This is a genomic window from Streptomyces liangshanensis (assembly GCF_011694815.1).
GTDB classification, from domain to species: domain Bacteria; phylum Actinomycetota; class Actinomycetes; order Streptomycetales; family Streptomycetaceae; genus Streptomyces; species Streptomyces liangshanensis.
The window spans coordinates 974,849-997,846 of sequence record NZ_CP050177.1 but is presented as its reverse complement, the minus strand read 5'-3'; the positions used below and the strand labels follow the sequence as shown (position 1 = coordinate 997,846).

The window sequence follows — 22,998 nt, the reverse complement described above, 5'->3', positions numbered from 1 at the left end:
GTCCGGACATACGTGCCTCCGCAGGCCCCGCCCCCCGTCACCACGACAACCCAAGCCCGTCCGGCGTTTGAGGACGTCTTTGACCCGCACGGTCAACGGGCCCGAGCCAAAACCAAGCCCTGAACAACGCCCCCGCTACCCCAACCCCGCCCTCCGCAACGCATCCGCCATCGCACTGTTCGAAGGCGCCGGCGCCGACGCGGCCCCGCCCTGGCGGCCTCCCCGCGCCGCGGGCGGAGGCGTGCTGGAGCGGCCACCGCGCTGGCGCGGTGTCGACGGGGACGCGGACTTCCGCTCCGGCCGCCCCGGCCCCGACGCGGACCCGGACGCCTCGTCCTCCAGCCGCAGCGTCAACGAGATCCGCTTCCGCGGCAGGTCGACCTCCTGCACCTTCACCCGCACCACGTCCCCCGGCTTCACCACGTCCCGGGGATCCTTCACGAACGTCCGCGACATCGCCGACACGTGCACGAGCCCGTCCTGATGCACCCCCACGTCCACGAACGCCCCGAACGCCGCCACGTTCGTCACGACGCCCTCCAGGATCATGCCCGGCTCCAGGTCCGCCAGCTTCTCGACGCCGTCCTTGAACGTCGCCGTCCGGAACGCGGGACGCGGATCCCGCCCCGGCTTCTCCAGCTCGCGCAGGATGTCCGTCACGGTCGGCAGCCCGAACGAGTCGTTCACGAAGTCCGCCGGCTTCAGCGACCGCAGCACCGACGTGTTGCCGATGAGCGTCGCCACCCCGCTGCCCGCCGACTTCACCATGGCGCGGACCACCGGGTACGCCTCCGGGTGGACCGACGACGCGTCGAGCGGGTCCTCCCCGTCGCGGATCCGGAGGAACCCCGCGCACTGCTCGTACGCCTTCGGGCCGAGCCTGGCCACGTCCTTGAGCGCCCGCCGGGACCGGAAGGGCCCGTGGGCGTCGCGGTGGGCCACGATGTTCTCCGCGAGGCCCGCGCTGATGCCGGAGACCCGGGCGAGGAGCGGCGTGGACGCCGTGTTGACGTCGACCCCCACTCCGTTCACACAGTCCTCGACCACCGTATCGAGCGAGCGGGACAGCTTCACCTCGGACAGGTCGTGCTGGTACTGGCCGACGCCGATGGACTTGGGGTCGATCTTCACCAGCTCGGCCAGCGGGTCCTGGAGCCGCCGCGCGATCGAGACGGCGCCGCGGATCGACACGTCCAGGTCGGGCAGCTCCTGCGAGGCGAACGCCGACGCCGAGTACACGGAGGCGCCCGCCTCCGAGACCATCACCTTCGTGAGCTTCAGCTCCGGGTGCGCCGCGATCAGCTCGCCCGCGAGCTTGTCGGTCTCGCGGGACGCCGTGCCGTTGCCGATGGCGACCAGGTCCACCGCGTGGTCCTTCGCGAGCCGCGCGAGCTTCGCCAGGGACTCGTCCCACTTGTTCGCCGGGACGTGGGGGTAGATCGTGTCGATGGCGACGACCTTGCCCGTCGCGTCCACCACGGCGACCTTCACGCCCGTACGGAACCCGGGGTCCAGGCCCAGCGTCGCGCGCGTCCCCGCCGGCGCCGCGAGGAGCAGGTCGCGCAGGTTCGACGCGAAGACCCGTACCGCCTCGTCCTCGGCGGCCGTCCGCAACCGGAGCCGCAGGTCGATCCCGAGGTGCACGAGGATCCGGGTGCGCCACGCCCACCGCACCGTGTCCGCCAGCCACTTGTCACCGGGGCGCCCCCGGTCGGCGATGCCGAAGCGGCGCGCGATCATGCTCTCGTACAGCGTCGGCCCCGGCAGGTCCGAGGGCTCCTCGGGCTCCAGGGACAGGTCGAGGACGTCCTCCTTCTCGCCCCGGAGCATCGCCAGCACGCGGTGCGAGGGCAGCGCGGTGAACGGCTCGGCGAAGTCGAAGTAGTCGGCGAACTTCGCGCCCGCCTCCTCCTTGCCCGCCCGCACCTTCGCGGTCAGCCGCCCCTTGCTCCACATCCGCTCGCGCGCCTCGCCGATCAGGTCGGCGTTCTCGGAGAACCGCTCGGTGAGGATCGAGCGCGCGCCCTCCAGCGCGGCGGCCGGATCGGCGACGCCCTTGTCGGCGTCCACGAACGCCGCTGCCGCCGCCAGGGGATCCACCGACGGGTCGGACAGCAGGCCCTCGGCCAGCGGCCCGAGCCCGGCCTCCCGGGCGATCTGCGCCTTCGTGCGCCGCTTGGGCTTGAACGGCAGGTAGATGTCCTCCAGGCGCGCCTTGGTGTCGGCGCCCCGGATCTGCGCCTCCAGGGCCGCGTCCAGCTTCCCCTGGTCCCGTACGGACTCCAGGATCGCCGTCCGCCGCTCCTCCAGCTCGCGCAGGTAGCGCAGCCGCTCCTCCAGGGTGCGCAGCTGCGTGTCGTCGAGCATCTCGGTCGCTTCCTTGCGGTAGCGAGCGATGAACGGCACGGTCGACCCGCCGTCGAGCAGCTCGACGGCCGCCCTCACCTGTCGTTCCCGTACGCCGATTTCCTCGGCGATCCTGCCTTCGATGGACGTCGTCACGATCACGCTCCGCTGTTCTGTGGTCCGCCGCCTGCATTGTGGCAGGTGGCTGTGACACCGGAGGGCGCGACCGGCGGTGCGGACAGCCGCCGGCCCGGTCCCGAGAGCGGATCGGGACCGGGCCGGCGGGTCGGGAGGTCGTCAGGCGCGGACGTCCGGCGTGGACGCCGGGCCTGGATGTCGGGCGTGGGCGTCAGGCGTGACGGGACGCGCCGCCGAAGAGGCGGGCGAGGGCCCGGAAGGGCAGCGTCACCACGGAGGCGAGCGTCGATCCGATCGCGCTGAGTACGTCTGCGATGGCACGGAACACGGGGGCCTCCAGGATTCGGTCGCGGGGCCGGCGACTGCGGGGACCGGGCGGTGCGCGGTCGGCCCCTTTCTCCTCCAGTGTCCTCCTTCGCGCGCCCTGGACGACCGCTCGGCCCGTCAGCGCTTGCCTATGAGGTCCGCCGGGAACGCGCCGGCCACGAGCGCCGTACCGGTGAAGCCGCCGGCCAGCTCGGTGAGGCGGGCCACCCCCGCCTCGCCCAGCCACGCGTAGGGCGCCACGTCCAGCCGGTTCGTCTCGTCCTCCAGGGCCTTGCGCAGGTCCTCGCCCGCCGGGGTCAGCTCCCCGTCGGCCGCCAGCAGTCCGCGCTCGCGCAGCCGCTCCCCGGCCGCCTCCCACTGGCCGGCGGACCAGCCCCGGCTGGTGGTGGCCCACTTCGGCGTCATGCCCCGCCCGCTGGCGGTGTGGCTGACCAGCGCCTCCACGGGGTCCAGGCCGGCCGCGAGCAGGGCGGTCAGGTGCCCGTCGCCGCGGTGTTCCCGCAGGAGGGTGGTGGCGTGCCAGTACGCCAGGTGCGGGGCGTCCGGTACGGGCAGGTCGGCGTTGGCCGCGTAGAGCGGGCGGGCGTGGCGGGCGCACCCCTCGGCGGCACGCAGCGCCAGCCCGGCCGCCTCGGCCATCTCCGGGGAGGCCACGGCCTCGTCGCCGAGGAGCCGGCGCAGCAGGGTGTCCACGGCCCGCAGCCGGGCGTCCAGGGCGGCCTGCGGGGAGACGGTGTCCCAGACGGCGGGCACGTGCCGGGCGATCAGCTCGTGGTTGAAGTTGTAGAAGGTCGCGGCGACGACCCCCGCGCCGACCGGGCCGAGGGGCGCCGCCCGCGCGGCGAAGTAGACGGCGTCGGAGTCCCGGACGCCCTTCTCGCCGAACTCCCGCCCGAGGTCGGGGGAGAAGTACAGGGTCGAGTGGATCGGGTTCATCGCGGAGTAGCAGCGTCGCGCGGCCCGCTCGGGCAGAGTCGTCATGCCCCTACATTACTGACCGGTCGGTACGGCGAGGAGGGGGTGGCGGAGATGGCAGGAAAGGAGGGGTATCCGTCATTGCGGCCATCGCCGGGAGCGCGAAGGATGGCGGGCATGACAGAGCGATCCGTGCTGGTCGTCCTCTTCGACGACGTGCAGAGTCTCGACGTGACCGGTCCGGTGGAGGTGTTTTCCGGCGCCGCGCGCTTCACCGGTGACCCCGACGCGTACCGCATCCGTACGGCCTCCTTGGACGGCGGCCCCGTCCGCACCTCCAGCGGGCTGACGCTCGTCCCCGACACGACGCTCGACGCGGCCGCGGCGCCGCACACCCTGCTCGTACCGGGGGGAGCGGGCACCCGCAGCCCCGATCCCAGGTTGATCGCCTGGCTGCGGGAGAACGCGGATCGCGCCGGGCGGCTGGTGTCGGTCTGCACCGGCGCCCTGCTGCTGGCCGAGGCGGGGCTGCTCGACGGGCGGCGGGCGACCACGCACTGGGCGGCGGCGGACCGGCTGTCCCGGATGTACCCGGCGGTGGACGTCGCGCCGGACCCGATCTTCGTACGGGACGGCCGGGTCTCCACCTCCGCGGGGGTGACGTCGGGCATCGACCTGGCCCTGGCGCTCGTGGAGGAGGACCTGGGCCGGGAGGCGGCGCTCACCGTCGCCCGCCACCTGGTGGTGTTCCTCCGGCGCCCGGGCAACCAGGCGCAGTTCAGCGTCCGGCTCGCGGCCCAGACGGCCCAGCGCGGCCCGCTGCGGGACGTGCAGACGTGGATCGGGGAACACCCCGGCGGCGATCTGTCCGTCGAGTCGCTGGCGGAGCGCGCACGGCTGTCGCCCCGTCACTTCGCCCGCGCCTTCCGCGCGGAGACCGGCACCACGCCGGGCCGGTACGTGGACCGCGTTCGCCTCGAACACGCCCGCATGCTGCTGGAGGACAGCGCCGACGGCGTCGAGGAGATCTCCCGCGCGAGCGGCTACGGCACCCCGGAGGCAATGCGCCGTGCCTTCGTAAAAACCCTGGGCACGTCCCCCGCGGAGTACCGCCACCGCTTCCACCCCACCCACCCCTGACCCCAACGCCCCCTCACCCCACCCGCCCCTCACCACCGCCCCACCTGCCCGCGCCCGCCGCAACGCCCACCCGGCACGATGCCGACCTGCCCTGCCCGCGCCCCCCGGCCCGCGACCCCCGCCTAACCGTGATCCCGGCCTGGCCGCCACATAACCGCGACCCGGCGCAACGCCAACCCGACCCGCCCGCCCCCGCCGCTCAACCGCGACCCGCGCAACATCGACCCGGCGCGATGCCGGCCCGACCTGCCCGCGACCCCGCCTGCCCCCGACTGCCGCCCGACCGTGATCCCGGCCCGACCGCCGGTTAACCGGGACCTGGCGCAACGCCAACCCGGCCTAACCCTGACCGCCACTCAACGGCGACCCCGGCCTGACCGCGCCCGCCCCCTGACCGCGCCCCCGCTCAGCCCCGACCGCCCCTCGCCGGCGACCCGGCGCAACGCCGACCCCGCCCGACCGCGCCCGCCGCTCAACGGCGACCCCCGCCCGACCGCGACCCACCTGACCCCCGCCCCGCGCAACACCCCCGCCCGGCCGCAAACCGCGGACCGCCACCGAAAGGCGAACCCCCATGCAGATCGCGATCCTGCTCTTCGACCGGTTCACCGCCCTCGACGCCGTAGGGCCCTACGAGATCCTCTGCCGCACCCCCGGCGCGCGCACCGAGTTCGTTGCCGAGCGGGTCGGGCCCGTGGCCAACGACCTGGGGAGCCTCTCGCTCGTCGCCGAGCGCACGCTCGCCGAGGTGACGCGCCCCGACATCGTCGTGGTGCCCGGCGGGCCCGGGCAGGGCGCGCAGATGGAGAACGAGGCCGTCCTCGGCTGGCTGCGGGCCGTGGACGCCACCACCACGTGGACCACCTCGGTCTGCACCGGCTCCCTCCTGCTCGCCGCAGCCGGGCTGCTCACGGGGCGGCGCGCCACCTCGCACTGGCTGTCGCTCGACCGCCTCGCGGCCCTCGGGGCCGAACCGACCGGCGAGCGCTTCGTCTTCGACGGCAAGTACGTCACCGCCGCCGGCGTCTCGTCCGGCATCGACATGGGCCTCGGCCTGCTCGGGCGGATCGCGGGCGACCGGGTCGCCCAGTCCGTACAGCTGCTGACGGAGTACGACCCGCGCCCGCCCTACGACGCGGGGTCGCCCGAGAAGGCGCCCGCCGACCTCGTGGCGGAGTTCCGGGCAGGCCGGCCGCCCGCCACCGTCACGGCGCCGTCCAGCTGAACCGCGGCTCACGGCGTTCCAGGAAGGCGGCGACCCCCTCCGCGGTGTCGCCGCTGCCGCGCGCCTGCTCCGTCCAGTACGCGTCCCGCCCCTCCAGACCGGCGGCGAACTCCTTCGCCGCCGCCTGCGTCAACTGCGAGCGCGCCACCAGCACCCGGGCGAAACGCCCCACCCGCGCGTCCAGTTCGCCCACCGGCAGCACCTCGTCCACGAGCCCGGTCCGCAGCGCCCGTTCCGTGTCGATCAACTCGGCCGAGAAGAGCAGGTACTTGGCGGTCGCCGGACCCACCAGCGACGCCAACCGCCGCGTGGAGGAGGCCGCGTAGACGATCCCGAGCCGCGCCGGCGTCACCCCGAACCGCGCGCCCTCCTCGGCGAACCGCAGATCGCACGCGGCGGCCAACTGGCAGCCCCCGCCCACGCACGCCCCCCGCACGGCGGCCAGCGTCGGCTTGGGGAAGGCCGCCAGCGCGTCCTCCGCCGCCACCGCGAGCGACCGCGGGTCCTCACCCGGCTCCCGCAGCGTGGAGATGTCCGCGCCCGCGCAGAAGTGCGCGCCCTCGCCGGTCAGCACCAGCGCCCGTACGGCGGGATCCGGGGCGAGCCGCCCGAGCAGCGGCGGCAGGTCCCGCCACATCCGCGTCGTCATCGCGTTGCGCTTGGCCGGATGGTGGATGACGACGGTCGCGATGCCGTCCGCGACGCTGTGCAGCAGCTGGGGCTCCATGCGCCGGATGGTAGCCGGGCCGTATCCGGACGGGATCCGGACTGGAGCCGGAGGGATCCGGGGCGCGGGGGCGCGGGGGCGCGGGGGAGCGCCCTCGGGCACCGCCCCGCGGTCCGGCGCCGCCGTACGGACACGGAACGACACCGCACGGTCAGGACCGGTCAGGTGTCCGAGGCGTCCGTAACAAGGCGATCGCAGATCACCAATAACGGCTGACTTCTGTTCAGTAGGCCGGGCGGGCACCGCCCGTTCCCAAGACTCGGTGTCCGATGGACGTCGCCGGCGGAAACAGCCGGTCAAGCCGAGGGTGGGTGCCGCAGGATGGTGGAGAGCCGCGGGAGTGTTCCGGCCCGGCCGCTGTCGTACGAAGGAGTGTGGCGGTTCACCGCGCCCACCGTCGACGTCTCCGTGCCGCAGGCCAGGCATGCCGTACGTGACCTGCTGAAGCGCCAGGGCGTGCCGGTCAGGGACGACGTCGTCCAGGGGGTGTTGCTGATCGTCTCCGAGCTGGTCACCAACGCCGTGCGGCACGCGGCCCTGCTCTCGCCGGAGGTCGCCGTCGAGGTGGCCATCGAGGCGGAGTGGATCCGGGTGTCGGTGGAGGACAACCACCCGTACCGGCCGAAGGCGCTGGAGGCCGACTACGCGCAGACCGGCGGGCGCGGACTGCTCCTCGTACGGGAGATCGTCCGTGAGGCCGGCGGGAGCTGCGACGTGGAACACACCGCCGGCGGCGGGAAGATCATCTGGGCGGCGCTTCCCCTCAGGTCGCCGCTCGACGATCCCCCGCTCCGGGGAGGTGTCACCAGCCCCCGGCCGGCCCTGTGAGCTCTCTGATCGCCGGGCGCGCCGCGTCCAGCACGGTCATGAACCACGCCGAGAACGGCACTTCCTCGTGACGCTTCGTCAACTCCGAGGGGGTGACGAACACCGTCTCGCCGACCTCTTCCGGGTCGGGTGCCGGCGGCGCCTGCGCCATGCCGACGAAGAGGTGGTTGAACTCCTGCTCCACCAGCCCGGACGCCGGGTCCGGGTGGTTGTAGCGCACCGTACCGGCCTCGGCGAGCAGCGACGGCGAGATGCCCAGCTCCTCGTGGGTCCGCCGGGCGGCGGCGGCGAACGGCGCCTCGCCCGGGTACGGGTGCCCGCAGCAGGTGTTCGACCAGACGCCGGGGGAGTGGTACTTGCCGAGCGCGCGGCGCTGGATGAGCAGCCGGCCCTGCTCGTCGAAGAGGAACACGGAGAACGCCCGGTGCAACTTCCCGGGCGCCTGGTGGGCCGAGAGCTTCTCGGCGGTGCCGATGGTGTTGCCGAGCTCGTCGACCAGCTCCAGCAGGATTGGTTCTGGTCCCCCGTTCGACGAGTCCGGTACCCCGTTCGGCGAGCTGCTCGCCGCAGTGACTGGTGTGGTCGGCATAACCATCCTTCGCTTCGGGCCTCGAGCCCCAAGTCTGCCGTACAAAAGCCTCGTGTCCGCACTTCGAACGTGTGGGCATGTCTGTTCGGCGGGCCGGTCGGCCGTGCGCCTCAGTGGCAGAGTTTCGCCTCGTGCTCGGCGTGCCCCCGGGGCTCCAGCTGGAACGTGCAGTGCTCCACGTCGAAGTGGGTCCCGAGGCATCCTTGCAGGTCGTGCAGCATCTTCTCGTGCCCCACCGAGTCCAGGGCGTCCTGGTCCACCACCACGTGCGCGGAGAGCACCGGCATGCCCGAGGTGATCGTCCAGACGTGCAGGTCGTGGACGTCGGCCACGCCGGGCAGCGCGAGCATGTGGGCCCGTACCTCCGCCATGTCGACATCCTTCGGCGCCGCCTCCAGCAACACGTTGAGCGTCTCCCTGAGGAGTTTCACCGTACGCGGGACGATCATCAGACCGATCAGCAGGCCCGCGATCGGGTCCGCCGTCTGCCACCCGGTGGTCAGGATGATCACGGAGGAGACGAGCACGGTGAACGAGCCGAGCGTGTCGGCGAGCACCTCCAGGTAGGCGCCGCGCACGTTGAGGCTCTCCTTCTGCCCGCGCATCAGCAGGGTGAGGGAGACCAGGTTGGCGGTCATGCCGATCAGCGCGAAGACGATCGCGAGCCCGCCCCGCGTGTCGGGCGGCGAGACGAACCGCTCGATCGCCTCGTACAGCAGGTAACCGCCCACCCCCAGCAGCAGGAGGCAGTTGGCCAGCGCGGCGAGGATCTCGGCGCGCGCGTAGCCGTAGGTGCGGTTCGTGTCGGCGGGCCGGGCCGCGAAGTGGATGGCCAGCAGGGCCATGCCGAGGCCGACGGCGTCGGTCGCCATGTGCGCGGCGTCGGCGACCAGGGCGAGCGAGTCGGCCGCGATGCCACCGATGATCTCCACGACCATCACGGACAGCGTGATGCCGAGCGCGATCCGCAGCCTGCCCTTGTACGCGGCCGCGGCCGTCCCCGTCGGTGGTGGTCCTCCGTGCGTGTGGCCGTGGTCGTGCCCTGCCCCCATGGGGACGCCTCCCGGTCGTCTCGGTGAACTGCCGACCACGTCAGTGAACTACGGACGGGGGGTATCCGACAACACGGGACTGAACACCGTTGTCATATGCTCTGACCTGCGGAAACGGCCCGTGGGAGCGACCTGCGGAAACGCCCGCCCGACGCCCGTCCGAGTGATCCCCGGGGCGCCCCGGGAGCCCACCGCCCGGAGCGCCGACGGGATACCGACGGGATTACGCGACCGGCGCCGGCCGGTGCTGCGACTCCCAGCCCTCCCACGCCGACGTGACCATCTCCCGTACGTCGCGGGTCGCCGTCCACCCCAGCTCGCGCCCGATCCGCTCCACCGACGCCACGGCCTTCGCCGCGTCCCCGGGCCGCCGCGCCTCGATCACCGGCGGGATCCGGTGGCCGGTGACGTCCGCGACCAGGTCGGCGAGCTCCCGGACCGAGACGCCGACCCCCCGGCCGATGTTCAGGGTCAGGTCACCCGCCCCCGGCCCGCCGGCCAGCCGCCGGGCCGCCGCCAGATGCGCGTCGGCGAGATCCGCCACATGGATGTAGTCCCGCACACCTGTGCCGTCCGGCGTCGGGTAGTCGTCGCCGAAGATACGGGGCGCCTCCCCCCGGCTGATCCGGTCGAAGAACATCGGGATGATGTTGAACACCCCGGTGTCGGCCAGCTCGGGCCGCGCGGCGCCCGCGACGTTGAAGTAGCGCAGGCAGCCGGTGGCGATCGAGTGGGCCCTGCCGGTCGCCCGCACCAGCCACTCGCCCGCGAGCTTCGTCTCGCCGTACGGGTTGATCGGAACGGTCGGCGTCCCCTCCGTGATCAAGTCCACATCCGGTACGCCGTACACGGCGGCGGACGAGGAGAAGAGGAAGCGCCCCACCCCGGCCGCGACCACCGCGTCGAGCAGCACCGTCAGCCCGTGCAGGTTCTCCCGGTAGTACCGCAGCGGCTGCTCGACGGACTCGCCGACCTGCTTCTTCGCCGCCAGATGCACCACACCGGTGACCTCGTGCCCGGCCAGGACCGCGTCCACGGCCTCCCGGTCCAGCAGCGAGCCCCGTACCAGCGGGATCTCCGCCGGCAGCCGCCCGGCGACGCCCGTCGACAGGTCGTCGAGCACCACCACCCGCTCGCCCGCCGCGCTCATGGCCCGCGCCACGTGCGCCCCGATGTAACCCGCCCCACCTGTGATCAGCCACGTCATGCCCGCCACCCTAGGGCCTGTCCGATCCGCCGGGCCGGACCGAGGAACGGCCGGGGGCGGTTTGTGGGCGGGGCGGTGATCGACAATGATGATCTCGGCCCGGGACCGCGTTCAGACCATGGCGTCCTGGGCGTAAACGCCCGGTGAACTCAGGCTTCCGTTCATCCGATAGCCTCTGCCGACGTGCCGCCGCCCGGAATCCCGGGCCAAGTCGCCGCGCACCCAACCCTGATCAGTGCCAAGGAGTGAGTTCGTCTGTCGACCGCCATCCTCACCGGTCTCCCGGTACCCGGATCGTCGCTCGCGCACGATCTGCGGTCGCTGGGATTCGACGTACGCACCGCCACCAGCACCGCCGAGACGGCCGGCCTGCTCGCCGACGTCCCGCCGGCCGAGCGTGTCGCGCTCGTCGACCCCCGCTTCGTCGGCCACCTCCACGCCCTGCGCCTCGCGCTGACCGACCCCCGCTTCCCGCTCGCCGCCGTGCCTGGCGCGCTCACCGCGCAGCCCGAGGCCCGCACCGCGCTGGTACGCGCCGTCGGCGCCGTCGAACGAAGCGCCGCGCTCTCCCCGGCCACCGCGGACCACCCGGCCGGGACCACCGGCACCACCCAGGCCGCCTCCGCCGTCCTGGCCGACGGCGCCTCCCTCGCCGACCGGGCCGCCGCCGCGCTCGACGCCGAGGGCGCCGGCGTACAGCGGCCCGAGCTGGGCTCGCTCGTCGCCACCGTCCCCCTCGACACTGCCTCCCGGCAGGAGGCCGCCGCCGCCGTCGCGGCCGTCGACGACGAGGCCGTACGGCTGCGCTCCGCCGTGAAGGCCCGCGACGGGTTCTTCACGACCTACTGCATCAGCCCCTACTCCCGCTACCTCGCCCGCTGGTGCGCCCGCCGCGGCCTGACGCCCAACCAGGTCACCACCGCGTCCCTGGTCACCGCGCTGATCGCGGCGGCCTGCGCGGCCACCGGCACCCGGGGCGGCTACGTCGCCGCCGGCGTGCTGCTGCTCTTCTCCTTCGTGCTCGACTGCACCGACGGACAGCTCGCCCGCTACTCGCTCCAGTACTCGACGATGGGCGCCTGGCTCGACGCCACCTTCGACCGGGCCAAGGAGTACGCCTACTACGCGGGCCTCGCCCTCGGCGCCGCCAGGAACGGCGACGACGTGTGGGCCCTCGCGCTCGGCGCGATGATCCTCCAGACCTGCCGCCATGTGGTCGACTTCTCCTTCAACGAGGCGAATGTCGACGCCACGGCCGCCACCTCCACCGGCAAGGCCGTCGTCGGAACCCCCACCGCCGCGCTCTCCAGCAAGCTCGACAGCGTCGGCTGGACCGTCTGGGTGCGCCGGATGATCGTCCTCCCCATCGGCGAGCGCTGGGCGATGATCGCCGTCCTGACCGCCGTGACCACCCCGCGCGTCGTCTTCTACGCGCTGCTCATCGGGTGCGGATTCGCCGCCTGCTACACCAGCGCCGGCCGCATTCTGCGCTCGGTGACCCGCAGGGCCGTCCGCACCGAACGCGCCGCGCGGGCCCTCGCCGACCTCGCCGACTCCGGCCCGGTCGCCGAGACCGTCTCCCGTCTCCTGGGCCGCCTCAAGGCCTACCCGCCCTTCGGCCTGCGCCCGTTCGTCGCGTTCGCCGGCGGGGCCCTGCTGGTGGCCGCCGCGTGCTTCGAGCCGTTCGGCAGCTCCTGGGTCGTCCTGGCGGCCGCGCTGTACGCGGTGCTCGCCGGCGCGGCCGTCACCGGGCCGCTCACCGGCGCGCTCGACTGGCTCGTCCCGCCGGTGCTCCGGGCCGCCGAGTACTCCACCGTCCTCGTCCTCGCCGCGCGCTCCGACGTGAACGGCGCGTTGCCGGCGGCTTTCGGGCTGGTGGCGGCCGTCGCCTACCATCACTACGACACGGTGTACCGCATCCGCGGAGGCACCGGCGCCCCGCCCCGCTGGCTGGTCAGGACCATCCTCGGACACGAGGGCCGCACGCTGGTGGTCACCGCCCTCGCCGCCGTCCTCGCGACGCGCGGCACGGACCTCACCGTGGCCCTGACCGTGCTCGCGTCCGCCGTGGCGCTGGTCGCGCTCGTGGAGTCCGTCCGCTTCTGGGTGTCCTCCGGAGCCCCCGCCGTACACGACGAAGGAGAACCCGCATGATCGGCCTCGTACTGGCCGCCGGTGCCGGACGGCGTCTGCGCCCCTACACCGACACGCTCCCGAAGGCCCTCGTGCCCGTGGACGCGGCCGGGGAGGGGACCCTCACGGTCCTCGACCTGACCCTCGCCAACTTCGCCGAGGTCGGCCTGACCGAGGCGGCCGTCGTCGTCGGCTACCGCAAGGAGGCCGTCTACGCGCGCAAGGCCGCCCTGGAGGAGACGTACGGCATCCGCCTCACCCTCATCGACAACGACAAGGCCGAGGAGTGGAACAACGCCTACTCCCTCTGGTGCGCCCGTGACGTGCTGGCGAAGGGCGTGATCCTCGCCAACGGCGACACCGTGCACCCCGTCTCCGTCGAGAAGACCCTGCTCGCCGCGCGCGGCGAGGGCCGGCGGATCATCCTCGCCCTCGACACGGTCAAGCAGCTCGCCGACGAGGAGATGAAGGTCATCACCGAGGGCGCCAAGGGGGTGCGCCGCATCACCAAGCTCATGGACCCGGCCACCGCCACCGGCGAGTACATCGGCGTCACCCTGATCGAGGCCGAGGCCGCGGCGGACCTCGCGGACGCCCTGCGGACCACCTTCGAGCGCGACCCCGACCTGTACTACGAGGACGGCTACCAGGAACTGGTCGACCGCGGCTTCACGCTCGACGTGGCCCCCATCGGCGACGTCCCCTGGGTCGAGATCGACAACCACGCCGACCTCGCGAAGGGCCGTGAGATCGCGTGCCAGTACTGACCCGGCTGATCCCCTCCCCGGTCTCCGTCGACATCCGCCGCGGCGCGATGGACGACCTGGCCGGACTCCTCGCCGACCAGCGGATCTCCAGCTCGGGACGGCTCGCGTTCGCCATCAGCGGGGGATCGGGGACGGCGCTGCGCGAGAAGCTGGCGCCGGTCCTGCCGGACGCCGACTGGTTCGCCGTCGCCGACGGCACCATCGACTCCGCCGTCCGGCTCGCCGACGGGATCAAGGGCAAGCGGTACGACGCGGTCGTCGGCCTCGGCGGCGGCAAGATCATCGACGTGACGAAGTACGCGGCGGCCCGCCTCGGCCTGCCGATGGTGGCCGTCGCCACCAACCTGGCGCACGACGGCATCTGTTCACCGGTGGCCACGCTCGACAACGACAACGGCCGCGGCTCGTACGGCGTGCCGACCCCCATCGCCGTCGTCATCGACCTCGACGTCATCCGGGACGCGCCCGTCCGCTTCGTCCGCTCCGGCATCGGCGACGCGGTCTCCAACATCTCCGCCATCGCGGACTGGGAGCTCTCGCACCGGACCAACGGCGAGCCCGTCGACGGCCTGGCCGCCGCCATGGCCCGCACGGCCGGCGAGGCGGTGCTGCGCCACCCCGGCGGGGTCGGCGACGACGAGTTCCTGACGGTCCTGGCCGAGGCGCTGGTCCTCACCGGCATCGCCATGTCGATCAGCGGGGACACCCGCCCCTCGTCCGGCGCGTGCCACGAGATCAGCCACGCCTTCGACCTGCTCCACCCCAAGCGCTCCGCGCTCCACGGCGAACAGGTCGGCCTCGGAGCCGCGTTCGCCATGCACCTGCGCGGTGCCCACGAGGAGTCGGGCCTGCTCGTCGAGGTCCTGCACCGGCACGGACTGCCCGTCCTGCCCGAGCAGATCGGCTTCACCGTCGACGAGTTCGTACGGGCCGTGGCGTACGCGCCGCAGACCCGCCCGGGCCGCTTCACGATCCTCGAACACCTCGACCTGTCCACCGATCAGATCAGGGACGCGTACGCCGACTATGCCAAGACCATCAGTAGCTGAACTCCGTCCCGTCGTACACCCCGACGGAGTGAAGGACCGGCGCAGCGGGGAGCACTGGGCCGGGCGCATGTACATGCGGGAGATCTCGCTGCACATCGACCCGTTCCTGGTGAACACCCGGATCTCGCCCAACCAGCTCACGTACCTCATGGTGGTCGTGGGTGTCATAGGCGGCGCCACGCTCCTCGTGCCCGGACTGACCGGCGCGATCCTCGCGGTGGTCCTCTTCCAGGTCTACCTGCTCCTCGACTGCGTCGACGGCGAGGTGGCCCGCTGGCGCAAGCAGACCTCGATCACCGGCGTCTACCTCGACCGGGTGGGCCACTACCTGTGCGAGGCGGCCCTGTTGGTCGGCTTCGGGATCCGCGGCGCCGACGTCTTCCACGACAACGGCCCGACCACCAACTGGCTGTGGGCGTTCCTCGGTACGCTCGCCGCGCTCGGCGCGATCCTGATCAAGGCCGAGACCGACCTGGTCGACGTGGCCCGCCAGCGCAGCGGCCTGCCCGCCGTCAAGGACGAGGCGTCCGTGCCCCGTTCGTCCGGTCTGGCGCTGGCCCGCCGCGCGGCGGCCATGCTCAAGTTCCACCGGCTCGTCGGCGGCATCGAGGCCAGCCTCTTCATCCTGGTCGTCGCGATCATCGACCAGGTCCAGGGCGACCTCTTCTTCACCCGCCTCGGCATCGCGATCCTCGCCGGGATCGCCCTCGTCCAGACACTGCTCCACCTGGTCTCCATCCTGGCGTCCAGCAGGCTGAAGTGAGCGACATGCGGCTCGGCGCGGTGATCATCACGATGGGTGAACGCCCCGCCGAACTGCGTGCGCTCCTCGACTCGGTCGCCCGCCAGGAGGGCGACCCGGTCGAGGTGGTCGTCGTCGGGAACGGCGCCCCGGTGGGACCCGTTCCCGACGGGGTACGGACGGTGGAGCTGCCCGAGAACCTGGGCATCCCGGGCGGCCGCAACGTCGGCATCGAGGCCTTCGGCGCGGCCGGCTCGGAGGTCGACGCGCTGCTCTTCCTGGACGACGACGGTTCGCTTCCCCTCAACGACACGGCCCGGCTGGTACGGGAGGCCTTCACGGAGGATCCCGCCCTCGGCATCGTCAGCTTCCGGATCGCCGACCCGGAGACCGGCCTGACGCAGCGCCGGCACGTCCCGCGCCTGCGCGCCTCCGACCCGCTGCGGTCCTCCCGGGTGACGACCTTCCTCGGCGGCGCCAACGCCGTACGGACCAGGGTCCTCGCGGAGGTCGGGCCCCTGCCGGACGACTTCTTCTACGCGCACGAGGAGACCGACCTCGCGTGGCGGGCGCTGGACGCCGGCTGGATGATCGACTACCGCGCGGACATGGTGCTGCACCACCCGACGATGCCGCCGTCCCGGCACGCGGTGTACCACCGGATGGTGGCGCGCAACCGGGTGTGGCTGGCCCGCCGTAACCTCCCCGCCCCGGTCGTACCGGTCTATCTCGGGGTCTGGACGCTGCTGACGCTGGTCAGGCGGCCGTCGGCGCCGGCCCTCAAGGCGTGGTGGGGCGGCTTCAGGGAGGGCTGGTCGACGCCGTGCGGGCCACGACGGCCGATGAAATGGCGTACGGTCTGGCGACTGACCCGGTTGGGCCGTCCACCAGTCGTCTGAGATGCTCGGGCTCTCGGAGCATCTGGGGTCCGCGAACATCCGGGGTCCGAGAACAGCTCATCCCCCTGTCCCTGAGGCCCGGCCGTTCGTGCCGGCGCCTGTTCGTCTGCGCATCTTGAACACGAAAGTTTCAACTTGTGAGTGAGACAACCCATGACGGTGCGATCGCGATGAGCGCCCCGCCGTCTCCCGACGACCGACTCTCCCCGGCGGAGGTCGCCGCCAAGTACGGCCTGGCGGTGAGTGGGGCGCGCCCCGGACTGGCCGAGTACGTGCGGCAGTTGTGGGGTCGCCGGCACTTCGTCCTGGCCTTCTCCAGTGCCAAGCTGACGGCCCAGTACAGCCAGGCCAAGCTCGGCCAGCTGTGGCAGGTGGCGACGCCGCTGCTCAACGCGGCCGTGTACTACCTGATCTTCGGCCTGATCCTCCAGAGCAACCGGGGCATCCCGTCGGAGGTCTTCATCCCGTTCCTGGTGACGGGTGTGTTCGTCTTCACGTTCACCCAGAGTTCGGTGATGGCCGGTGTGCGTGCCATCTCCGGCAACCTGGGCCTGGTCAGGGCCCTGCACTTCCCGCGGGCCGCCCTGCCGGTGTCCTTCGCGCTCCAGCAGCTCCAGCAGTTGATGTTCTCCATGATCGTGCTGGTGGTCGTGGCGGTGGCCTTCGGCAGCTACCCGGCGCTGAGCTGGCTGCTGATCCTGCCCGCGCTGGTGCTCCAGTTCGTGTTCAACACCGGCCTCGCGCTGATCATGGCGAGGCTGGGCAGCAAGACCCCGGACCTCGCCCAGCTGATGCCGTTCGTGATGCGTACGTGGATGTACGCGTCCGGTGTGATGTTCTCCATCCCGATCATGCTCAAGGACAAGCCGGGCTGGATCGGGGACATCCTCCAGTACAACCCGGCCGCGATCTACATGGATCTGGTCCGGTTCGGGCTGATCGACGGCTACGGCCGGGAGAATCTGCCCGCGCACGTCTGGTCGGTCGCCCTGCTCTGGGCCCTGATCCTGGGCGTCGGGGGCTTCGTGTACTTCTGGAAGGCTGAGGAGCAGTACGGCCGTGGCTGACATCGACAAGGGACGCACGCCCACCGTCATCGCCGACGACGTGCACATCGTCTACCGCGTCAACGCCGGTGGCGGCGGCCGGGGCACCGCCACGGCCGCGCTGAGCCGGATCGTGCGCCGGACGAAGGAGAAGGGCGAGGCCCGCGGGGTCCGCAAGGTCCACGCCGTCCGGGGCGTCACGTTCACCGCGTACCGCGGCGAGGCGATCGGCCTGATCGGCACCAACGGCTCGGGGAAGTCGACCCTGCTGCGAGCCATCGCCGGCCTGCTGCCGACCGAGCAGGGCAAGGTCTACACCGACGGCCAGCCCTCGCTACTGGGTGTGAACGCGGCGCTGATGAACGACCTGACCGGCGAACGCAACGTGATCCTCGGCGGACTGGCCATGGGCATGTCGCGCGAGGAGGTCCGCGAGCGGTACCAGCAGATCGTCGACTTCTCCGGCATCAACGAGAAGGGCGACTTCATCACCCTTCCCATGCGGACGTACTCCTCCGGCATGGCGGCGCGGCTGCGGTTCTCCATCGCCGCCGCCAAGAACCACGACGTCCTGATGATCGACGAGGCGCTGGCGACCGGCGACCGCAAGTTCCAGATCCGCTCCGAGGAGCGGATCCGCGAGCTGCGCAAGGAGGCGGGCACGGTCTTCCTGGTCAGTCACAGCAACAAGTCGATCAGGGACACCTGTGACCGCGTGCTGTGGCTGGAGAAGGGCGAGCTGCTCATGGACGGCCCGACCGACGAGGTCATCAAGGCGTACGAGAAGGAGACGGGCAAGTAGTCCGTCGCCACCGCGCCCCCGGGCGTGACGCGGCCCCCGCCGGAACACCGCGGCGGGGGCCGCGCCGTGACGGCGGCCCGGCGCGCCCCCGGCGATCCCCGGCCGGCCGGGAGCATCATGGCGTACGGGGCTCTCACCGGGGCGGGACCGGGACGGCCGGGCGCGGCCGGCGGCCGTGTTCGTCAAACGTCGGTCAAGTCGGCCGGGTCGGGGGAAGGTTGACCGGCATTGCGATGTTCTTGTTATGCGCTCAACACCCCCGCGTGTTCCTCTTCGTTGTACAACGTAAGCTGTGCGGGTGCTGATTCGTGGCATGTGGGGCGATTCCCCCGGGGGCTTCCTGCCCGCCGGTGACCTCCGGGCGCGGGAGCGCCCAGGTGCGCGGCGGCGCGGGGGGACTGGGCCGAGCGGGCGGCGTGTCCGAAATGGGATGTATTGGGTCAGCAGTGTAGAACGGGAGATGTGACGGCAATGACGGAAAATCTCCAGCTCCGCGAGGGTTTCGCCGTCCTTGCACCGGGAAGCTCGCTGTGACGGGCACCCCAGAGGTGCGCGCCGACGCCACCGCGCGGAACACGCTGGACAAGGCCGCGGACGAGAACTTCCCCGTGGCGCCGTTCTTCCTGCCCCGCGCCTGGCGCGACGACCTGATGGCGGTCTACGGATTCGCCCGGCTCGTCGACGACATCGGAGACGGGGACCTGGCCCCCGGCGGCGGCGACGCACGGTACCTGGGTGTCGACCCCGGGCAGGCCGAGGACCGGCTCGTGATGCTCGACGCGTTCGAGGCCGACCTGCGGCGCGTCTTCGATCCGGCGGGCCCCGTCCCCGGTCACCCCCTGCTGAGAGCGCTCGGCCCGACCGTACGGAACAGCTCGCTGACACCCGAGCCGTTCCTCGGCCTGATCGGCGCCAACCGCCAGGACCAGCTGGTCCGGCGCTACGAGACGTACGACGACCTCCTCGCGTACTGCGAACTGTCCGCGAACCCGGTCGGCCGGCTCGTCCTCGGCATCAGCGGCACCGCGACCCCGGAGCGGATCCGCCTCTCCGACGCCGTCTGCACCGCACTCCAGATCATCGAACATCTCCAGGACGTGACCGAGGACCTCGGGCGCGACCGGATCTACCTGCCCGCCGAGGACATGAAGCGGTTCTGTGTCACCGAGGCGGACCTCGCCGTCCCCAGCGCGGGCGCCGCGGTGCGCCAGCTGGTGGCGTACGAGGCCGAACGCGCGGGGCAGCTGTTGAATGAAGGCACCCTGTTGGTGGGTAGCGTCCACGGCAGGCTCCGTCTGCTGCTCGCGGGATTTGTGGCCGGAGGGCGCGCCGCCCTCGCTTCGATCGCGGCCGCCGGGCACGATGTGCTCCCCGGACCGCCCAAGCCCACCAAAGCGCGCCTGCTGCGCGAAGTGGGAGCTGTCTTGCGACGAGCGCACAGAGAGGGGTGAGCCGGAACGTGGAGGGACAGACGCCGATGTCCGCGCCGGTATTGGCGGCCTACAGCTACTGCGAGGCCGTCACAGGCCAGCAGGCCCGGAATTTCGCCTACGGCATCAGGCTGCTGCCGACCGACAAGCGGCAGGCCATGTCCGCGCTGTACGCCCTTTCCCGGCGGGTGGACGACATCGGCGACGGCACACTGGAGCCGGCGGCCAAGCAGGCCAGACTGGAGGACACCCGTGTCCTCCTCGACCGGATCAGGGAAGGCACCGTCGACGAGGACGACACCGACCCGGTGGCCGTCGCGCTCGCCGACGCGGCCCGCCGTTTCCCCATCCCCGTCGGCGGCCTCGACGAGCTGATCGACGGCGTCCTGATGGACGTCCGCGGCGAGACGTACGAGACCTGGGACGGGCTCAAGGTGTACTGCCGGTGTGTCGCGGGCGCCATCGGCCGCCTCTCGCTCGGCGTGTTCGGCACGTCACCCGGCGCCCCCGGCGCCGAGCGCGCGTCCGAGTACGCGGACACACTGGGCCTCGCCCTCCAGCTCACGAACATCCTCCGGGACGTACGGGAGGACGCGGGCAACGGCCGTACGTATCTCCCGGCCGACGACCTCGCCAAGTTCGGCTGCTCCGACGGCTTCCACAGCAACACCCCCGCCCCCGGCGCCGACTTCGCCGGACTCGTGCACTTCGAGGTCCGCCGCGCACGCGCCCTGTTCGCCGAGGGCTACCGGCTGCTGCCCATGCTCGACCGGCGCAGCGGCGCGTGTGTCGCCGCCATGGCCGGGATCTACCGCAGGCTCCTCGACCGCATCGAGCGCGACCCCGAGGCCGTCCTGCGCGGGCGGGTCTCGCTCCCGGGACGCGAGAAGGCGTACGTGGCGGTGCGCGGCCTCTCGGGCCTCGACGCCAGGAACGTCACCCGCCAGACGGTCAGGAGGCGCGCATGACGTGGCGCGCCACCGCCGCCGGGGTCCGGACGCCCCCGGGCGCCGTGCCCGCCCCGCCGAGCCGCTCGGCACTGTCAACCATCCGCCGGGCCCACGCGTCCCTGACTGCGACACTCCGAGGGGAGCAGGCATGACCACAGCCGACGGCACGCGGCCCCGGCACGCGGTCGTGGTCGGCGCGGGACTCGCCGGGACCACCGCCGCGCTCCAGCTCGCCGACGCCGGACTGTCCGTGACCCTGGTCGAGGGCCGCCCCCGGCTCGGCGGCCTCGCCTTCTCCTTCCGCCGGGGCGACCTCGACGTCGACAACGGCCAGCACGTCTACCTGCGCTGCTGCACCGCCTACCGGTGGCTCCTCGACCGGGTGGACGGCGCCGCGCTGGCCCCCCTCCAGGACCGCCTGGACGTGCCCGTGCTCGACATCGGCACGCCCGGCAGGCCGCGCCTCGGCCGGATCCGCCGCAACGGCCTGCCCGTACCGCTGCACCTCGCCGCGGGACTCGCGACGTACCCGCACCTCTCGCTCGCCGAGCGCGCCTCCGTAGGACGCGCCGCGCTCGCCCTCAAGCGGCTCGACCCCACCGACCCGGCGCTGGACGGTGTCGACTTCGCCACCTGGCTCGGCCGGCACGGCCAGTCGGACCGGACGATCGAGGCCCTCTGGGACCTGGTGGGCGTCGCGACCCTCAACGCCACCGCGCCGAACGCCTCCCTCGGGCTCGCCGCGATGGTCTTCAAGACCGGCCTGCTCTCCGAGCCCGGCGCCGCCGACATCGGCTGGGCGCACGTCCCCCTCGGCGAGCTGCACGACACGCTGGCCCGCAAGGCCCTGGACTCCGCGGGCGTGGACACGCGGCTGCGTACCCGCGTCCACTCCGTCACCCGCGACGGGAACGGCGGCTGGCACGTCGAGGTGGACGGCGAGCGGCTCGACGCGGACGCCGTCGTCCTCGCCGTACCGCAGCGGGAGACCCACGCGCTGCTGCCCGAGGGCGCCCTCGACGACGCCGACCGGCTGCTCGACATCGGCACCGCGCCGATCCTGAACGTCCACGTCGTCTACGACCGCACGGTGCTCCGCCGGCCGTTCTTCGCCGCGCTGGGCAGCCCGGTCCAGTGGGTCTTCGACCGTACGGCCGCCTCCGGACTCAAGGAGGGCCAGTACCTGGCCCTGTCCCAGTCCGCGGCCGAGGACGAGATCGACACACCCGTCTCCGAGCTGCGCGCGCGCTACCTGCCCGAGCTGGAGCGACTGCTCCCTGCGGCCAGGGGCGCGGAGGTACGGGACTTCTTCGTCACCCGCGAGCGGACCGCCACCTTCGCCCCCACCCCGGGCGTGGGACGGCTGCGCCCGGGAGCCCGTACGCAGGCCCCCGGCCTCTTCCTGGCCGGCGCGTGGACCGCCACCGGATGGCCCGCGACCATGGAAAGCGCGGTCAGGAGCGGCTTCAGCGCCGCGGGCGCGGTCCTGGCCGGGTTCGGCGTCCGCCACGCACACCCGCTGGAGGAGGCGGCATGAGCCCGAGTACCGCCCCCACGAGTATTGGAACAAGAGGAGAGACCGTGCCGACCGTGCCCCCGGCGAACCCGGCTGTCGACACCGCCGACGTCTACGCACTGCTGGAGCGCGGACGGAGCATGTCGACCCCCGTGCTGCGCGCCGCGGTCGACCGGCTGGCCCCGCCCATGGACACCGTCGCCGCCTACCACTTCGGCTGGATCGACGCCGAGGGTCGGCCCGCCGACGGCGACGGCGGCAAGGCCGTGCGCCCGGCGCTCGCGCTGCTCTCCGCCGAGGCGGCGGGCGCCGACCCGCGCACGGGCATCCCCGGCGCCGTCGCCGTGGAGCTGGTCCACAACTTCTCGCTGCTGCACGACGACCTCATGGACGGCGACGAGCAGCGCCGCCACCGCGACACCGTCTGGAAGGTGCACGGCCCCGCCCAGGCGATCCTCGTCGGCGACGCGCTCTTCGCCCTCGCCAACGAGGTGCTGCTGGAGCTCGGCACCGTCGAGGCGGGCCGGGCGACCCGCCGGCTGACCGCCGCGAGCCGCAAACTGATCGACGGCCAGGCCCAGGACATCTCGTACGAGCACCGCGAGCGGGTCACCGTCGCGGAGTGTCTGGAGATGGAGGGCAACAAGACCGGCGCGCTGCTGGCCTGCGCCGCCTCCATCGGCGCCGTCCTCGGCGGCGCCGACGACCGGACCGCCGACACCCTGGAGGCGTACGGCCACCACCTCGGCCTCGCCTTCCAGGCCGTGGACGACCTGTTGGGCATCTGGGGCGACCCGGACGCCACCGGCAAGCAGACCTGGAGCGACCTGCGCCAGCGCAAGAAGTCCCTGCCGGTCGTCGCCGCGCTAGCGGCGGGCGGTCCGGCGTCGGAACGACTCGGCGAACTGCTCGCCGCCGATGCCAAGAGCAACGACTTCGAGCGTTTCTCGGAGAAGGAGTTCGCCACCAGGGCGGCACTGATCGAGGAGGCGGGCGGCCGGGAGTGGACCTCGCAGGAGGCCCGCAGGCAGCACACCGTCGCCATCGACGCCCTGGACGGCGTGGACATGCCGGAACAGGTCAGGGCGCAGCTCACCGCGCTCGCCGACTTCGTCGTCGTACGAAAGAGATGATCATTATTCCCATATGCCTCGCAGTCGCCGTCCACGG

At 72.5% G+C, this 22,998-nt stretch carries 21 protein-coding genes; 14 read left to right on the top strand and 7 right to left on the bottom strand.

The features are described from left to right. Positions 1-135: 135 nt before the first annotated feature. From HA039_RS04390 to HA039_RS04385, 3 genes are all read right to left on the bottom strand, one after another. Positions 136-2,502 (bottom strand): Tex family protein, encoded by a 2,367-nt coding sequence (locus tag HA039_RS04390; protein WP_167024039.1) that lies wholly within the window; start codon positions 2,500-2,502, stop codon positions 136-138. A 193-nt stretch (positions 2,503-2,695) separates the two neighbouring features. Then, positions 2,696-2,812 (bottom strand): LPFR motif small protein, encoded by a 117-nt coding sequence (locus HA039_RS34335; protein WP_279592818.1) that lies wholly within the window; start codon positions 2,810-2,812, stop codon positions 2,696-2,698. Between the two features lie 116 nt (positions 2,813-2,928). Continuing rightward, positions 2,929-3,792: an SCO6745 family protein gene (locus tag HA039_RS04385; protein ID WP_167024036.1), complete on the bottom strand. Its 864-nt coding sequence runs from the start codon at positions 3,790-3,792 to the stop codon at positions 2,929-2,931. A gap of 111 nt (positions 3,793-3,903) precedes the next feature. On the opposite strand from HA039_RS04385, the gene HA039_RS04380 reads away from it, so the two are divergent. Both HA039_RS04380 and HA039_RS04375 read left to right on the top strand, forming a co-directional pair. After that, positions 3,904-4,866 (top strand): GlxA family transcriptional regulator, encoded by a 963-nt coding sequence (locus tag HA039_RS04380; protein ID WP_167024033.1) that lies wholly within the window; start codon positions 3,904-3,906, stop codon positions 4,864-4,866. A 574-nt stretch (positions 4,867-5,440) separates the two neighbouring features. Continuing rightward, on the top strand, positions 5,441-6,091 hold the full coding sequence (locus tag HA039_RS04375; protein ID WP_167024030.1) for a DJ-1/PfpI family protein: 651 nt from the start codon (positions 5,441-5,443) through the stop codon (positions 6,089-6,091). On the opposite strand, the gene HA039_RS04370 is transcribed toward HA039_RS04375, so the two are convergent. Continuing rightward, positions 6,072-6,818 (bottom strand): enoyl-CoA hydratase/isomerase family protein, encoded by a 747-nt coding sequence (locus HA039_RS04370; protein WP_167024027.1) that lies wholly within the window; start codon positions 6,816-6,818, stop codon positions 6,072-6,074. The genes HA039_RS04375 and HA039_RS04370 overlap by 20 nt on opposite strands. A 324-nt stretch (positions 6,819-7,142) precedes the next feature. Between HA039_RS04370 and HA039_RS04365 the strand changes: the two genes are divergently transcribed. Beyond that, complete coding sequence (locus HA039_RS04365; RefSeq protein ID WP_167036192.1) at positions 7,143-7,646, top strand: ATP-binding protein; 504 nt, start codon at positions 7,143-7,145, stop codon at positions 7,644-7,646. Here the strand turns inward: HA039_RS04365 and idi are convergent. From idi to galE, 3 genes are all read right to left on the bottom strand, one after another. Further along, positions 7,621-8,235: an isopentenyl-diphosphate Delta-isomerase gene (idi, locus tag HA039_RS04360; protein WP_167024024.1), complete on the bottom strand. Its 615-nt coding sequence runs from the start codon at positions 8,233-8,235 to the stop codon at positions 7,621-7,623. The genes HA039_RS04365 and idi overlap by 26 nt on opposite strands. A gap of 110 nt (positions 8,236-8,345) precedes the next feature. Then, positions 8,346-9,287, bottom strand: a complete 942-nt coding sequence (locus HA039_RS04355) for a cation diffusion facilitator family transporter (RefSeq protein WP_167024020.1) — start codon at positions 9,285-9,287, stop codon at positions 8,346-8,348. A gap of 223 nt (positions 9,288-9,510) precedes the next feature. Continuing rightward, on the bottom strand, positions 9,511-10,494 hold the full coding sequence (gene galE / locus HA039_RS04350; RefSeq protein WP_167024016.1) for a UDP-glucose 4-epimerase GalE: 984 nt from the start codon (positions 10,492-10,494) through the stop codon (positions 9,511-9,513). Between the two features lie 312 nt (positions 10,495-10,806). Here galE and HA039_RS04345 point away from each other — a divergent pair, with 312 nt between their 5' ends. The 11 genes from HA039_RS04345 to HA039_RS04295 all read left to right on the top strand — a co-directional run bounded on the left by HA039_RS04345 (position 10,807) and on the right by HA039_RS04295 (position 22,961). After that, positions 10,807-12,648 (top strand): DUF5941 domain-containing protein, encoded by a 1,842-nt coding sequence (locus HA039_RS04345; RefSeq protein WP_243869989.1) that lies wholly within the window; start codon positions 10,807-10,809, stop codon positions 12,646-12,648. Beyond that, entirely contained in the window at positions 12,645-13,394 is a 750-nt protein-coding gene (locus HA039_RS04340; protein WP_167024012.1) for a phosphocholine cytidylyltransferase family protein, read from the top strand. Before HA039_RS04345 ends, HA039_RS04340 begins: the two co-directional genes overlap by 4 nt. Next, positions 13,382-14,443: an iron-containing alcohol dehydrogenase family protein gene (locus HA039_RS04335; protein WP_167024008.1), complete on the top strand. Its 1,062-nt coding sequence runs from the start codon at positions 13,382-13,384 to the stop codon at positions 14,441-14,443. Before HA039_RS04340 ends, HA039_RS04335 begins: the two co-directional genes overlap by 13 nt. Continuing rightward, complete coding sequence (locus tag HA039_RS04330; protein ID WP_208298539.1) at positions 14,421-15,206, top strand: CDP-alcohol phosphatidyltransferase family protein; 786 nt, start codon at positions 14,421-14,423, stop codon at positions 15,204-15,206. Before HA039_RS04335 ends, HA039_RS04330 begins: the two co-directional genes overlap by 23 nt. A 5-nt stretch (positions 15,207-15,211) precedes the next feature. Next, entirely contained in the window at positions 15,212-16,084 is an 873-nt protein-coding gene (locus HA039_RS04325) for a glycosyltransferase family 2 protein (protein ID WP_167036183.1), read from the top strand. Positions 16,085-16,221: 137 nt separating this feature from the next. After that, complete coding sequence (locus HA039_RS04320) at positions 16,222-17,151, top strand: ABC transporter permease (protein WP_167024005.1); 930 nt, start codon at positions 16,222-16,224, stop codon at positions 17,149-17,151. Then, positions 17,144-17,932, top strand: coding sequence for an ABC transporter ATP-binding protein (locus HA039_RS04315; protein ID WP_167024001.1), 789 nt, complete (start codon positions 17,144-17,146; stop codon positions 17,930-17,932). Before HA039_RS04320 ends, HA039_RS04315 begins: the two co-directional genes overlap by 8 nt. Before the next feature lie 530 nt (positions 17,933-18,462). After that, positions 18,463-19,383 (top strand): squalene synthase HpnC, encoded by a 921-nt coding sequence (hpnC, locus tag HA039_RS04310; RefSeq protein WP_167023996.1) that lies wholly within the window; start codon positions 18,463-18,465, stop codon positions 19,381-19,383. Then, entirely contained in the window at positions 19,380-20,330 is a 951-nt protein-coding gene (gene hpnD / locus HA039_RS04305; RefSeq protein WP_388331527.1) for a presqualene diphosphate synthase HpnD, read from the top strand. Before hpnC ends, hpnD begins: the two co-directional genes overlap by 4 nt. Positions 20,331-20,460: 130 nt before the next feature. Further along, positions 20,461-21,849, top strand: a complete 1,389-nt coding sequence (hpnE, locus tag HA039_RS04300; protein ID WP_167023989.1) for a hydroxysqualene dehydroxylase HpnE — start codon at positions 20,461-20,463, stop codon at positions 21,847-21,849. A 53-nt stretch (positions 21,850-21,902) separates the two neighbouring features. Beyond that, complete coding sequence (locus tag HA039_RS04295; protein ID WP_167036180.1) at positions 21,903-22,961, top strand: polyprenyl synthetase family protein; 1,059 nt, start codon at positions 21,903-21,905, stop codon at positions 22,959-22,961. Positions 22,962-22,998: the final 37 nt, after the last annotated feature.